The organism is Pseudomonas sp. TNT2022 ID642, assembly GCF_028656995.1.
GTDB lineage: Bacteria > Pseudomonadota > Gammaproteobacteria > Pseudomonadales > Pseudomonadaceae > Aquipseudomonas.
Genome location: NZ_JAMDGW010000001.1, coordinates 191,148 through 205,258, shown reverse-complemented (window position 1 = coordinate 205,258; position 14,111 = coordinate 191,148). Strand labels below are relative to the sequence as shown.

At 59.2% G+C, this 14,111-nt stretch carries 13 protein-coding genes and 1 pseudogene; 7 read left to right on the top strand and 7 right to left on the bottom strand.

Annotated features, from left to right (window positions below):
* Nucleotides 1-148: 148 nt before the first annotated feature.
* Both M5G26_RS00925 and M5G26_RS00920 read right to left on the bottom strand, forming a co-directional pair.
* Entirely contained in the window at nucleotides 149-1,453 is a 1,305-nt protein-coding gene (locus tag M5G26_RS00925) for a CynX/NimT family MFS transporter (protein WP_273914228.1), read from the bottom strand.
* Nucleotides 1,443-2,102 carry a FadR/GntR family transcriptional regulator gene (locus M5G26_RS00920; protein WP_273914227.1) on the bottom strand — a complete coding sequence of 220 codons (660 nt, stop codon included), beginning with the start codon at nucleotides 2,100-2,102 and terminating at the stop codon, nucleotides 1,443-1,445. The genes M5G26_RS00925 and M5G26_RS00920 overlap by 11 nt, the downstream gene beginning before the upstream one ends.
* Nucleotides 2,103-2,268: 166 nt before the next feature.
* Between M5G26_RS00920 and M5G26_RS00915 the strand changes: the two are divergent.
* Together M5G26_RS00915 and M5G26_RS00910 are read left to right on the top strand one after the other, a co-directional pair.
* Nucleotides 2,269-2,579 (top strand): annotated as a pseudogene (locus tag M5G26_RS00915) (type II toxin-antitoxin system MqsR family toxin).
* Nucleotides 2,576-3,061 carry a type II TA system antitoxin MqsA family protein gene (locus tag M5G26_RS00910; protein WP_134174754.1) on the top strand — a complete coding sequence of 162 codons (486 nt, stop codon included), beginning with the start codon at nucleotides 2,576-2,578 and terminating at the stop codon, nucleotides 3,059-3,061. The pseudogene M5G26_RS00915 and the gene M5G26_RS00910 overlap by 4 nt, the downstream one beginning before the upstream one ends.
* A 52-nt stretch (nucleotides 3,062-3,113) precedes the next feature.
* Here the strand turns inward: M5G26_RS00910 and M5G26_RS00905 are convergent, their stop codons facing one another.
* The 4 genes from M5G26_RS00905 to M5G26_RS00890 form a co-directional block, all read right to left on the bottom strand.
* Complete coding sequence (locus M5G26_RS00905; protein WP_038357653.1) at nucleotides 3,114-3,878, bottom strand: amino acid ABC transporter ATP-binding protein; 765 nt, start codon at nucleotides 3,876-3,878, stop codon at nucleotides 3,114-3,116.
* A gap of 11 nt (nucleotides 3,879-3,889) precedes the next feature.
* Nucleotides 3,890-4,984, bottom strand: a complete 1,095-nt coding sequence (locus M5G26_RS00900) for an amino acid ABC transporter permease (RefSeq protein ID WP_273914226.1) — start codon at nucleotides 4,982-4,984, stop codon at nucleotides 3,890-3,892.
* A gap of 10 nt (nucleotides 4,985-4,994) precedes the next feature.
* A complete protein-coding gene (locus M5G26_RS00895) occupies nucleotides 4,995-6,176 on the bottom strand; it encodes an amino acid ABC transporter permease (RefSeq protein WP_007914329.1) in 1,182 nt (393 codons plus the stop codon).
* A 66-nt stretch (nucleotides 6,177-6,242) separates the two neighbouring features.
* Complete coding sequence (locus tag M5G26_RS00890) at nucleotides 6,243-7,274, bottom strand: amino acid ABC transporter substrate-binding protein (protein ID WP_007914328.1); 1,032 nt, start codon at nucleotides 7,272-7,274, stop codon at nucleotides 6,243-6,245.
* A gap of 468 nt (nucleotides 7,275-7,742) precedes the next feature.
* Here M5G26_RS00890 and M5G26_RS00885 point away from each other — a divergent pair, with 468 nt between their 5' ends.
* The 5 genes from M5G26_RS00885 (at nucleotide 7,743) to M5G26_RS00865 (ending at nucleotide 13,009) form a co-directional block, all read left to right on the top strand.
* A complete protein-coding gene (locus M5G26_RS00885) occupies nucleotides 7,743-8,399 on the top strand; it encodes an alpha/beta hydrolase (RefSeq protein ID WP_273914225.1) in 657 nt (218 codons plus the stop codon).
* Nucleotides 8,400-8,496: 97 nt separating this feature from the next.
* Nucleotides 8,497-9,975 carry an ATP-dependent RNA helicase RhlB gene (gene rhlB / locus M5G26_RS00880; protein ID WP_150691920.1) on the top strand — a complete coding sequence of 493 codons (1,479 nt, stop codon included), beginning with the start codon at nucleotides 8,497-8,499 and terminating at the stop codon, nucleotides 9,973-9,975.
* A gap of 134 nt (nucleotides 9,976-10,109) precedes the next feature.
* A complete protein-coding gene (locus tag M5G26_RS00875) occupies nucleotides 10,110-11,054 on the top strand; it encodes an ornithine cyclodeaminase family protein (protein ID WP_273914224.1) in 945 nt (314 codons plus the stop codon).
* Between the two features lie 107 nt (nucleotides 11,055-11,161).
* Nucleotides 11,162-12,289, top strand: a complete 1,128-nt coding sequence (locus M5G26_RS00870; protein WP_273914223.1) for an NAD(P)/FAD-dependent oxidoreductase — start codon at nucleotides 11,162-11,164, stop codon at nucleotides 12,287-12,289.
* A 93-nt stretch (nucleotides 12,290-12,382) separates the two neighbouring features.
* Nucleotides 12,383-13,009, top strand: a complete 627-nt coding sequence (locus M5G26_RS00865) for a helix-turn-helix transcriptional regulator (RefSeq protein WP_007914317.1) — start codon at nucleotides 12,383-12,385, stop codon at nucleotides 13,007-13,009.
* Nucleotides 13,010-13,093: 84 nt separating this feature from the next.
* Here M5G26_RS00865 and M5G26_RS00860 read toward each other — a convergent pair whose 3' ends face one another.
* Entirely contained in the window at nucleotides 13,094-13,870 is a 777-nt protein-coding gene (locus tag M5G26_RS00860; protein WP_095112611.1) for an ABC transporter substrate-binding protein, read from the bottom strand.
* Nucleotides 13,871-14,111: the final 241 nt, after the last annotated feature.

Sequence of the window (14,111 nt, the reverse complement as noted above, 5' to 3'; positions counted from 1 at the left end):
CTATCGGCATTCGCAGAACGAATACCGGCAACACACGAAACCAATGTGGGAGCGAGCCTGCTCGCGAAAGCGGAGTGTCAGCCAACACAGATGTTGAATGTTCAATGGCCTTCGCGAGCAGGCTCGCTCCCACAGTCATAAGCGGTGTTTAGATCTTCTCGCTTTGCACTTGCACGTACAGCGCACGCCCGGCGCCAAGCCCGGCGATGATCGCGCCTGTACCAATGATGCCGAAGATCCAGCCCACGGCATTCCAGCCGCCGGTCCAGTCATGCACCACGCCGACCGCAAACGGCCCCATCGACGCCAGCGTGTAGCCGAAGCCCTGAGACATGCTCGACAGGTTCGCCGCGACATGTGAATCCCGCGAACGCAGCACAATCAACGTCAACGCCAGACTGAACGTACCGCCCTGCCCCAGACCCAGCAAGATAGCCCAGCCCCAAAGCCCTTCGATCGGCGCATACAGGCAGCCGAACAGACCGCCGAGGGTCAGCGCCATGACCACGACGATGGCCAGACGCTGATCCTTGCCACGCGTCGCCAGCCACGGCGCAGCCAACGAGCTGGCCAGTTGAATGATCACCGAACCGGACAACACCAGACCGGCCTGCGTCGGCGTCAGGCCACGACCGATCAGGATCGACGGCAACCAGCCGAACACGATGTAGGCCAGCGACGATTGCAGGCCCATGTACAAGGTCACCTGCCAGGCCAGCGGATCACGTAATAACCCGCGAACGCGATAGGCGACGTTGTGCGCGCCATGCTTCTGCCCGACTTGCGGCAACCAGAACACCGCCGCAACCAACGCCGGAATGACCCAGAAGCCCAGGCCCATCGCCCAGCTACCACCGAAGTGCTCACTGAGCGGCACACTGGAACCCGCTGCCATCGCCGCGCCCAGACACAGCGCCATGGTGTAGACGCCGGTCATGGTGCCGGCATGTTTAGCGAAATCGCGTTTGACGATCCCCGGCAGCAGAACACCGATGATGCCAATGCTCGCGCCGCCCAATACGCTACCGGCGAACAAGCCGATCTCGCCAAAGTTGCTGCGCAAAATGATTCCGCCTGCCAGTGTCAGCAGAATCCCCAGCACCACCCGCTCAGCGCCAAAACGCCGCGCCAGAATCGGCGCCAGTGGTGCGAACAAACCGAGGCACAACACCGGCAGTGTGGTCAGCAAACCGGCCTGGGCCGCCGACAAGCCAAGACTTTTCGACACATCGCTGAGCAACGGCGCCATGCTCGACAACGCCGGACGCAAGTTCAGCGCCACCAGAATCAGCCCCAGCAGCAACAGCCACGGCCGGCGCACCAGCGGATGGCTTTGTTGCACTTGTTCGTCATCGGCCTCGGCGTCGATCAGCAGTTCTTCAAGCTCTGCCGTGCGCTTCGGGGCTGTGGATATCTTACTGCGGGACATGGTTTTCTCGGTTTCAAGGTTCATTGATCAACTGCCTCGACAAGGCTTTGGCCCGTTCCGGGTCGCGTTGCTCGACCGCATCGAGCAACGCGATGTGCAGGTCGAACACTTCCTGACGGCGCGGGACGATGTTCAGCGTCTGGCGCAACTGCGCGCCGACGATGCTGGAGAAATAGCGATACAACTCGCTGAGGGTCGGGTTGTGCGCGGCGTCGACCAAGCGACGGTGGAACACCAGATCGCAGGCGATGTAGGTGTCGAGATCGCCGTGGTAGTGAGTGCCGCTGGTGCCGAGCGCCTCGCGCAATGCGACGAGGTCTTCGTCGGTGCGGCGTAGCGCTGCCAAGCCGATGGCCTCGACTTCGAGGATGTGCCGGGTTTCCCGTGCCTGCTCCAGCGAGCAGCGTGACAACGCCTTTAGCGTATCGAGCGGATCGACCACCGCGCGCAAATAACTGCCGTCGCCCTGGCGAATTTCGATAAGTCCGGAAAACGCCAGCACGCGCATGGCTTCGCGCACGGTGTTGCGGCTGATGCCCAGCTCGGCGCAGAGCTCGGGTTCGGTCGGCAACCGCTCGCCAACCCGCCAGGCGCCGCTGTTGATGCGCTGACGGAGTTGATCCAAGGCCTGATCGACCAGGGATCGTTTAATGAGTGGAGAAATGTCTGACATAGGATTCGCCCTTTCATCCAATCATAGGATGAATTTCCTGGCATGTTAGTCAGACCCGTGTAGGACGGCAACCACCTAGGGTCAACCGGAGACACATGAAGCGGTATTTTCGATTGGTGAAAATTACCCTTTAAGGGTAATTTCAGGGACAGGGTTTTGGTTTCTTATGGAAAAGAACACACCCCATTACGACTTGGCGGTGATCAAGGCGGATGTCAGGCGACTTGGCTGGAGGGCTTTCACGCACACGACAAGAAAAACGGGCACTGCACTCAAACTCACTCTCGAAGAGTGCAAGAAATCGTTCTCAAGCTGCAGCGCGGCATGTTGTACAAATCGATGACGACTTATGACGATCACCGTATTTGGCAAGACGTCTATCACATCCAATCACATGGTTTGGAGATTTACATCAAGGTGTCATATCACTACGACAGGCGCCCACCCGTGATCTCTTTCAAGGAGAACCATTCATGAATACGCAGCAGTGTGTCAGTTGCGGCGCTCCGGAAGGCATGGTGCATTTCAAGGGTCGAGGCGAAACCGTGAGCGCCAAGGGAATGGAGCGTCGGATCGACGATTTGTCGGGCTGGGAGTGCCAGAAGTGCGGTGAGGTCGAATTGGACGATGAGTGCGGGCAGCGATATTCCGACGCATGCGATGAACTCGTTATCGCCTGTAGAAAAATGGTAGGTGACGAAATGAAAAAGATCCGTCGCAAACTGCACCTGACGCAAAAGGAAACGGTGCAATTGCTTTCAGGGGGCGGGCACAACGCATTTTCACGATACGAGCGCGGCGAGGTACTTCCGCCGAAAGCATTGATGCTGCTTATGCGTCTGCTGGATCGCTATCCACACTTGCTTGCCGACGCGAGAGTCTTGGCTGAAGGGGCTGATTTAAGAGGCGCATTCAAGTTCACTGAGCACAAAGAACAAGAACCTCTCACCGCCTCCTGACCCACAAAAAACAAACCCGGCACAAGGCCGGGTTGTTTTTACACACAAACCATCAATGCAAAATCTGACTCAAGAACAACTTCGTCCGCTCATTCTGCGGATTATCGAAGAAGTCATTCGGCGCCGCCTGCTCAACGATTTCACCTTTATCCATGAAGATCACGCGGTTCGCCACGGTGCGGGCAAAGCCCATTTCGTGAGTCACGCACAGCATGGTCATGCCGTCTTCAGCCAGACCGATCATGGTGTCGAGCACTTCCTTCACCATCTCCGGATCGAGCGCTGAAGTCGGCTCATCGAAGAGCATGATTTTCGGCTTCATGCACAGGGCTCGGGCGATCGCCACACGCTGTTGCTGACCGCCGGACAGTTGCCCCGGGAATTTATGCGCCTGCTCCGGAATGCGTACGCGTTCCAGGTAGTGCATGGCGATTTCCTCGGCCTTGCGCTTGGGCATCTTGCGCACCCACATCGGTGCCAGGGTGCAGTTCTGCAAAATGGTCAGGTGCGGGAACAGGTTGAAATGCTGGAACACCATGCCGACTTCACGGCGGATCGCTTCGATCTGCTTGAGGTCGTTGGTCAGTTCCACGCCGTCGACGACGATGCGGCCCTGCTGGTGTTCTTCCAGACGATTGAGGCAACGAATCGTTGTCGACTTGCCGGAACCCGACGGCCCGCACAGGACGATACGCTCGCCCTGTTTGACGTTGAGGTTGATGTCTTTGAGCACGTGGAACTGGCCGTACCACTTGTTGACGCCCTGCATCTGAATAATGCCTTCAGGACCTGCAGGCTTTTTGATTGCTTCACTCATTTACAGAACTCCTAACGCTTGTGGCCAGTGTCGAGCTTGCGTTCCAGATGCATGGAATAGCGCGACATACCAAAACAGAAAATCCAGAACACCAGGGCGGCGAACACGTAGCCTTCGGTGGCCATGCCCAGCCATTTCGGATCGGCAGCGGCTTGCTTGACGCTGTTGAGCAGATCAAACAGGCCGATGATGATCACCAGACTGGTGTCCTTGAACAGCGCAATGAAGGTGTTGACGATGCCGGGAATGACCAGCTTCAGGGCTTGCGGCAGAATCACCAGGCCCATCGAGCGCCAGTAACCGAGGCCCATCGCCGCCGCCGCTTCGTACTGACCTTTAGGGATCGCTTGCAGACCGCCGCGCACCACTTCGGCGACATAGGCCGACTGGAACAGGATCACGCCGATCAGCGCCCGCAGCAGCTTGTCGAAGTTCATGCCTTCAGGCAGGAACAGCGGCAGCATCACCGAAGACATGAACAGCACCGTGATCAACGGCACGCCGCGCCAGAATTCGATAAAGGTCACGCAGACCACACGAATTGCCGGCATGTTCGAGCGACGACCCAGCGCCAGCACAATCCCCAGCGGCAAAGCACCGGCGATACCGACGGTGGCGATCACCAGGGTCAGCATCAGGCCGCCCCACTGGCTGGTTGCTACCGGGGTCAGACCGAAACCGCCGTGCAGCAGGGTGAAGGCAATGATCGGGTACAGCACCAGAAAGCTCAGCCCGTACACCGCTTTACGCGGCACGCGCGAGATGAACAATGGCGCCGCGCCGATCACCGCCAGCCACACGGTCAGGTCGACACGCCAGCGCAGTTCCGTCGGGTAGTAGCCGTACATGAACTGGCCGAAACGCTGCTGAATGAACACCCAGCAGGCGCCCTCCTTGGTGCAGTCGGCGCGGGTGGTGCCGACCCAGTTGGCATCGACAATCGCCCAACTGAGGATCGGTGGCACCACGAGATAAATCAGGTAAAACGCAAACAGCGTCAGCAGGGTGTTGAGCCAGCTGGAGAACATGTTCGCGCGCATCCACGCCACCACGCCGATGCTGCTGTTCGGTGGGGGCATGTCGGGTTTGAAAGTATGAGTACTCATGCGCTTTTCCTTACCGCTCGATCAGCGCAATGCGCTTGTTGTACCAGTTCATCAGCAGGGAAATGCTGATACTGATCGCCAGGTACACGCTCATGGTGATGGCAATCACTTCGATCGCCTGACCGGTCTGGTTAAGCACGGTGCCGGCGAACAGCGAAACCATTTCCGGGTAACCGATACCGGCTGCCAGCGAGGAGTTCTTCGCCAGGTTGAGGTATTGGCTGGTCAGCGGCGGAATGATCACGCGCAGGGCTTGCGGAATGATCACCTTGCGCAGGGTCGGGCCGTTGCGCAGGCCGAGCGAACGCGCCGCTTCGGTCTGGCCGTGGCTGACCGACTTGATCCCGGAGCGCACGATCTCGGCGATAAACGCCGCGGTGTACACCGTCAGGGCCAGAGTCAAGGCGAGCAGTTCCGGGATCAGCACCCAGCCGCCAACAAAGTTGAAGCCTTTGAGCTCAGGCATTTCCCAATGCAGCGGAGCGCCGAAGATCAGTGCGCACAAGGTCGGGATCACCAGCAGAATCGCCAGACCGACCCAGAACTTGTGGAACGGCACGCCGGTTTCTTCAAAGCGCTTGTTGGCCCAGCGGGTCATCAGCACGATGCCGACGATGGCCACCACGATGCTGATCACGAACGCCCAGAAACCATCAGCCGCCAGCGCGGCCGGCATGTTCAGGCCACGGCTGCTGACGAAGAAAGTGTCGCCGAAGTTATGGCTGTTGCGCGGCCCCGGCATGGTCAGGAAAACCGCGAAGTACCAGAACAGGATTTGCAGCAGCGGCGGAATGTTGCGGAACACTTCCACATACACAGTCGCCAGTTTGCTGATGATCCAGTTCTGCGACAGCCGCGCTACACCGATGATGAAACCGAGGATCGTCGCCAGAACCACGCCGATGACGGTCACCAACAAGGTGTTGAGCAGGCCGATGACAAAGACGCGGGCATAGCTGTCCGCTTCGGTGTAGTCGATCAGGTGTTGAGCGATGCCGAACCCGGCACTGCGCTCCAGAAAGCCGAAACCGGAGGTAATGCCCCGGTGCTGAAGGTTGGTTTGCGTGTTGTCGAACAGGTACCAGCCCAGCGAGACCACCGCCACAACGGTGATGATCTGAAATAGCCACGCACGCACTCGTGGATCGCTGAGGCTGAGCCTCTGCTTTGGTGCGCCGATTGAATTTTGCATGAAGTGCCCCGGAAAAAATGGAACAAGAACATCACCCGGCGGTTGGCCCGCCGGGCGATAGAACCATTAGCGCACTGGTGGTGCGTACTGAATGCCGCCGTTGTTCCACAGGGCGTTCAAGCCGCGGTCGATTTCCAGCGGAGTGCTCTTGCCGAGGTTTTTCTCGAAGATTTCGCCGTAGTTGCCGACTTGTTTGACGATCTGCACCACCCAGTCTTTCGGCAGTTTCAGGTCTTTGCCGTACTCGCCGTCAGCGCCGAGCATACGGGCCACGTCCGGGTTCTTGGTCGACTTGGCTTCAGCTTCGACGTTCTTCGACGTGATGCCGGCTTCTTCGGTGTTGAGCAGCGCGTAGCCAACCCAACGCACGATGGCCAGCCACTCGTCGTCGCCATTACGCACGACCGGGCCCAGCGGTTCTTTGGAAATGGTTTCCGGCAGAACCACGTAGTCCTTCGGCGATGCCAGCTTGGAGCGCTGGGCGAACAGCTGGGACTTGTCGGAGGTCAGCACGTCGCAACGACCGGATTCCAGCGACTTGGCGCTTTCATCGGAGGTGTCGAAAGTGATCGGGGTGTATTTCAGACCGTTGCCACGGAAGTAGTCGGAAACGTTCAGCTCGGTGGTGGTACCGGCCTGGATGCAGATGGTTGCACCGTCCAGCTCTTTGGCGCTTTTCACGCCCAGCTTGTTGTTCACCAGGAAGCCGATGCCGTCGTAGTAGGTAATGAAGCCCGGGAATTTCAGGCCCATGCCCGCGTCACGCGAACTGGTCATGGTGGTGTTGCGCGACAGGATGTCGATCTCGCCCGATTGCAGCGCGGTGAAGCGCTCTTTGGCGTTCAACTGACTGAACTTGACCTTGGTCGCGTCGCCGAATACGGCAGCGGCCACAGCGCGGCAGACGTCAGCGTCGATCCCGAGGATCTTGCCGGTAGCGTCCGGTACCGAGAAGCCCGGCAGACCGTCGCTCACGCCACACTGCACGAAACCTTTCTTCTGCACTGCATCCAGGGTTGCACCCGCCTGAGCGAACCCGCTGACACCGAGTACTGTTGCTGCAGTCACGATGGCCAGGGTGGATTTCAACATCTTCATTCAAACCTCCAGTTTTGCTCTTGTTGTGTCGGAGCTTGAGTCCAGTCGCACCCTTTTGAGGCGTTGTTGACCCGTGTTGGCTTTTTTTGGGGTCAACCGACGTAAGACCTTCGCTATGAGTCTAGTAGGAGAAAATCCACATCATGGACAACTCACTTCTCACCAATCGGCCGAACGGGCTGTAGCCCTTTCACGTTCGCTGAGCCCGTAGCGGCCATTGGCGAACATCCATCACCGGATTCTTTGTCATCCCGTCGCGGGTCGTACACTGATAGTGTTACCGCCACGCGTAGGATGCTTCGTACAGAACCTTCCATAGCAAAGCCCGTACCACACCTGTCGCGGAATCGATTCGGCGACAGGTCAATAGCAAAACTTGTAACCTTGCGACATCTTCTTAACGGATCAACCGGGCGCGCACTCGAATCACGCACTCAATGAGAGCGCCCGCACATATTTGGAGCAGACATGACCGAGCCCTTGATTCTTCAGCCTGTTAAGCCCGCAGACGCCTGCGTGATCTGGCTGCACGGCCTCGGCGCCGATCGCTACGATTTCTTGCCGGTGGCCGAAGCGTTGCAGGAAAGCCTGCTCAGCACACGCTTCGTGCTGCCGCAGGCGCCCACACTTCCAGTGACGATAAATGGCGGATATGCCATGCCGAGCTGGTACGACATTAAAGCCATGAGCCCGGCGCGGGCGATTGACCTTGACCAGCTGGAAGCGTCGGCGGATCGCATCATCGAATTGATCGAAAACGAGCGCGCCAGCGGAATAGACGCCTCGCGGATTTTCCTTGCCGGTTTTTCCCAGGGTGGCGCTGTCGTTCTGCACACCGCTTTTGTGAAATGGCAAGGCGCACTGGGTGGCGTACTTGCTCTGTCGACGTATGCGCCGACGTTCAGCGATGACATGCAGCTTTCAGCCAGTCAGCAGCGAATTCCGGCGCTGTGTCTGCACGGCCAGTTCGATGGCGTGGTGCAGAACTCGATGGGCCGCAGCGCCTACGAGCATTTGCTGAAGCATGGTGTCACCGTGACATGGCAGGAATACCCAATGGAGCACGAAGTGTTACCCGAGGAAATTCGCGATATCGGCGTCTGGTTGAGCGAACGTCTGCGCTAAGCGTCGAGATTAAAATCGCCCTTTGATCCCTCCCCCTACGCCGCGCCCGTTTCTTGCATTACACTGGCCGGCGTACATTCCTTAACCAATTGATGAGATGACCGTGCTCAAAGCACTCAAGAAAATGTTCGGTAAAAGCGAGGCTGAGCAGCTCGCGCCAGTTCCCAGTGCGCCGTCGCACGCCCCCGGTCATCGCAACGATGCGCCCCAGGCCGACCGCCCCGCTCACGTAGCGGCACCGAAGGCAGAACCGCAACCGGCACCGGCCGCGTCAATCGCCGCCGAACCTGCCCGCAGCGAAACGCCGAAACCGGCCAGACCGCGCCGCGAACCGAAGCCCAAGGCGCCGGTTATTCCGTGGAAACTCGAAGATTTCGTCGTCGAGCCACAGGAAGGCAAAACCCGCTTCCACGATTTCAAGCTGTCTCCAGAACTGATGCACGCCATTCAGGACCTGGGCTTTCCTTATTGCACGCCGATCCAGGCGCAGGTGCTGGGTTTCACCCTCGCTGGCAAAGACGCCATCGGCCGCGCACAGACCGGCACCGGTAAAACCGCCGCGTTCCTGATCTCGATCATCACCCAGCTGTTGCAAACGCCGCCGCCGAAAGAACGCTACATGGGCGAACCCCGTGCGCTGATCATCGCGCCGACCCGTGAGCTGGTGGTGCAGATCGCCAAGGACGCCGCTGACCTGACCAAGTACACCGGCCTCAACGTCATGACGTTCGTCGGCGGCATGGACTTCGACAAGCAGCTCAAGCACCTCGAAGCGCGCCACTGCGACATTCTTGTCGCTACCCCGGGCCGCCTGCTCGACTTCAACCAGCGCGGCGACGTGCATCTGGACATGGTCGAAGTGATGGTGCTGGACGAAGCCGACCGCATGCTCGACATGGGCTTCATCCCTCAAGTACGCCAGATCATTCGCCAGACGCCGCCGAAGTCCGAGCGCCAGACCTTGCTGTTCTCCGCGACCTTCACCGAAGACGTGATGAACCTCGCCAAGCAGTGGACCACCGATCCTGCGATCGTCGAAATCGAAATCACCAACGTGGCCAACGAAAACGTCGAGCAGCACATCTATGCGGTGGCCGGTGCCGACAAATACAAACTGCTCTACAACCTGGTCAACGATAACGGCTGGGAACGCGTGATCGTGTTTGCCAACCGCAAAGACGAAGTGCGTCGCATCGAAGAGCGTCTGGTGCGCGACGGCATCAACGCCGCGCAACTGTCCGGCGATGTGCCGCAGCACAAGCGCATCAAGACCCTGGAAGGTTTCCGCGAAGGCAAGATTCGCGTGCTGGTCGCCACCGATGTGGCCGGTCGCGGCATCCACATCGACGGCATCAGCCACGTGATCAACTTCACCCTGCCGGAAGTCCCGGACGACTACGTGCACCGCATCGGCCGGACCGGTCGTGCTGGCGCCGATGGCGTGTCGATCAGCTTCGCCGGTGAGGACGACTCCTACCAGTTGCCGTCCATCGAAGAGAAGCTCGGTCGCAAGATCAGCTGTGAAACGCCGCCGACGCATCTGTTGCGCGCGGTTGAGCGCAAGCGTCCGCAGTAAGCGACGCGATCAAAAAAGCGCAGCCGGCAACGGACTGCGCTTTTTTTTGCCTGGCATTTGTTCAGATGCTTGCGAGAGAAAACTAAAAGTCCATAATGGACAAATTAGTTTAAATGCAGACTCCGGAGCCAGACATGTCCAGTACGCCCTACGTGATCGATCAACATCAGGCCCGCGAGCTGCTGGCGCGCATCGATGTGCCGCAGATCCTGCGCAAGCTGTTCCGGGATCTTGCGGCGGGTAATGCTGTGCAACCGGCGCAACAATTGGTGGAATTCCCCCAAGGTGCCGGCGACTTCATCAATTATCTGGGTGTGCTGGCTGAGGACGGCGTGTACGGCGTAAAGACTTCGCCGTACATCGTTCGCGAGCAAGGTGCGCTGGTGACGGCATGGACCTTGTTGATGTCGATGAAAACCGGTCAACCGCTGCTGCTCTGCGATGCGGGTGAACTGACCACCGCGCGCACCGCCGCGACCACGGCCGTGGCGGTCGACGCCCTCGCTCCGGTGAATGCCACGCGACTGGCAATCATCGGCAGCGGCAAGGTTGCCCAGGCGCATTTGCATTACGTCAGGTCGCTGCGTGACTGGCAGAGCATCAGTTTGTACTCGCCGAGCTTGTCCGCCGACGCGCAAACCCAATCCCTGTTGAAAGCCATCACGCCCAATCTGAAGATCGCTGACAGCCGCGAAGCCGCCCTCGCCGAGGCTGACGTGATCATGCTCTGCACCTCGTCCGCAGGGCCGGTGATCGATCCGGACACATTGAGCAAGCCGGCCCTGATCACCTCGATCAGCACCAACGCCCCACGCGCCCACGAAGTCCCGCCGCAGAGCCTCAACGACATGCAGGTGTTCTGCGACTATCGTCTGACCACGCCGGGGTCGGCGGGTGAGATGTTGATTGCCGCGGAACAGCATGGCTGGAGCAAGGATTCGATTGTTGGTGACCTCGCCGACTTGCTCAGCGAGAAAGTCCAGCGCCCGGGTTACAACCGTCACGTGTTCTTCCGTTCAATCGGCCTGGGCCTGGAAGACATCGCCCTCGCCAATGCGATTTATCACTTAACCCACTAACACCACCAATCCCCTGTAGGAGCTGCCGAAGGCAGCGCTCTTTTGTTCGGGTGTTTTAATGCCAATGACAGATCCCCAGAGAACCCCGATAATTTTGGAGTTTTTCCATGAGCCAGGCAGATTTCATCATCATCGGCGGCGGGATTGCCGGCGCTTCCACCGGTTTCTGGCTGTCGCCGCACGGCAAAGTGATCGTGCTCGAACGTGAATCCCACCCGGCCTATCACTCCACCGGCCGCTCCGCCGCGCTGTTCACCGCGGCGTACGGCACACCGCAAGTACGCGCGCTGACCCAGGCCAGTCGTGAGTTTTTCGACCATCCGCCTGCCGGTTTCTGCGAACACCCACTGCTGACCCCGCGCGGCGAAATGACCGTGGATTTCACCGGCGACGCTGCCGAACTGAACAACCAATACCTCAGCGCCAAAGCCACCGTGCCGCAGATGCAACTGCTCAGCGCCGACGAAGCCTGTGCGCGACTGCCGATCCTGCGTCGGGAAAAAGTCCACGGCGCGATCTACGACCCGAGCGCCAGCGACATCGACACCGATGCCTTGCATCAGGGTTACCTGCGCGGAATCCGCCGCAACAACGGCGAAGTGCACACCGATTGCGAAGTGCTCGGCCTGAGCCGCGATGCCGAAGGCCATTGGCACGTGCAGACCAACGGCCAGACCTTTAGCGCCCCCGTGATCATCAACGCCGCCGGGGCCTGGGCCGACAAGATCGGCGCACTGGCCGGCGCCAAGCCGCTGGGCCTGCAACCGAAACGCCGCGCCGCATTCATCTTCGCCGGCCCCGAAGGCGTCGATATCCATCACTGGCCGATGCTGGTCAGCCTCGACGAATCCTTCTATATGAAGCCTGACGCCGGCATGTTCCTCGGCTCGCCCGCCAACGCCGACCCGGTTGAACCCCACGATGTGCAGCCGGAAGAACTGGACATCGCCATGGGCATTTACCAGATCGAAGAAGCCACGACGCTGACCATCCGCCGCCCGACCCGCACCTGGGCCGGCCTGCGCAGTTTCGTCGCCGACGGTGATCTGCTCAGTGGTTTCGATCAGCAGGTGCCGGGGCTGTTCTGGGTCGCGGCGCAAGGTGGTTATGGCATCCAGACTTCGCCAGCCATGGGCCAGGCCAGCGCGGCATTGGTGCGCGGCGAGCCTTTGCCCGAGCACTTGCGTGACTTCGGCCTGAGCAGCGCCATGCTCTCCCCTGCCCGCCTCGCCTGAACGTCCGCCCGGATGACGCGCCCAACGGATTGCGGCACACTCGCACCGCCTCCTGATCACGGGGGCGTTGACGCTGCCTGGAGCTCCACTGTCATGACCGCCCCTGAATTCGACCCGGCGCTGGATAACTTCCGTGCCATCGCCGATGCCATCGCCACACTGTTCTTTCCCCACGCCGAAGTGGTGCTGCACGACCTGCGTACGCAGAAGGTCGATTACATCGCCAACAACCTGTCCAAGCGTGAAATCGGTGACGACTCCTCACTGGAGGACATGCTCAGCGAGGATGTCAGTGACCGCAATATCGGTCCGTACGAAAAGCTCAATTGGGACGGCCAGAAGATTCGCAGCCTGAGCAGCGTCCTGCGCGACAGCGAAGGCCTGCCGCTGGCGGTGCTGTGCATCAATCTGAATATTTCGCTGTTCGAGAATGCCAAGGCAGCGCTGGACCTGTTCCTCTCACCGAGCAAACTGATACCGCAACCGGATTCACTGTTTCGCGATGACTGGCAGGAACGCATCAACACCTTCCTCCACGCCTGGCTGCGCGAGCGGCAACTGAGCCTGAATGTGCTGACTCGCGATCACAAGCGTGAACTGGTGCTGGCGCTGCACGCCGAGGGTGCGTTCAAGGGCAAGAGCGCCTCGAACTATGTGGCCAATGTGCTGAACATGGGGCGGGCGACGGTGTACAAACATTTGAAAGAGCTGAAGGGCTGAAGATCAAAAGATCGCAGCCTGCGGCAGCTCCTACAGGAGCACGCATTCCCCTGTAGGAGCTGCCGAAGGCTGCGATCTTTTCTATCAGTCGCCGTAGATATCGGACTTGAAATACTTCTCGGAAATCTTCTGGTACTCGCCACTCGCGCGAATGCCATCAATGGCGCCATTCAACTGGCTGACCAGTTCGGCATTGCCCTTGCGCACCGCAATCCCCGCACCCTCGCCCACGTATTTGGGATCCTTCAACTCAGGCCCGACAAACGCGTAACCCTTGCCACGCGGCATCGACAGGAAATCATTCAGCGGAATGGTGTCGGCAAAAATCGCATCGAGCCGTCCCGCCGCCAGGTCCATGTAGATCTCTTCGTTGTTGCTGTAGCGCTTGACGTTGATGCCCTTCGGCTCGAACACCTCAGTGGCATAACGATCGGTCGTGGTCGCACGCTGCACGCCGACATTCTTGCCCTTGAGGCTGGCGTATTGATCGTCGACGGTGGCGCCTTCCTTCATCACCAGTCGTGACGAAGTGAAGTAGTACTTGTGGGTGAAATCCACCGACTTCTTGCGGTCTTCGTTGATGGTCATCGATGACAGCGCCATGTCGATCTTCTTCACTTTCAGCGAAGGAATCAGACCGTCGAACTCACCTTCGACCCACACACACTTGACCTTCATCTGCGCGCACAGGGCGTTGCCGATGTCGTAATCGAAACCGACTATTTCACCTTTATCGGTTTTCGAGGCGAATGGCGGGTAAGCGGCTTCGATACCGATGCGCAGGGTTTGCTCAGCGGCGAACACGCTGGCGGAGGCCAACAGGCTGAAGGCCAGACCGGTGATGAGGGGGAGTTTCTTCATGTTCGTTCTCTCGCGGGTTGTTGTTGGTTTGGCAAGATGAAGAAGAGCAGCTGCTAGCGGGGCGCTACGAGCGGCAAGACTGAAGCTGTTTTTTTGTACTTGGAAATCCATATTGGACTTATAGGTACAAGCCGTCAATCCGCGAGAAGAGAGTGCCTGCGCGTTTTTTGCTGTTGCAGATGGCCTCATCGCTGGCAAGCCAGCTCCCACAGTTTCAGTGGTGCACAAAAATATGTGCACG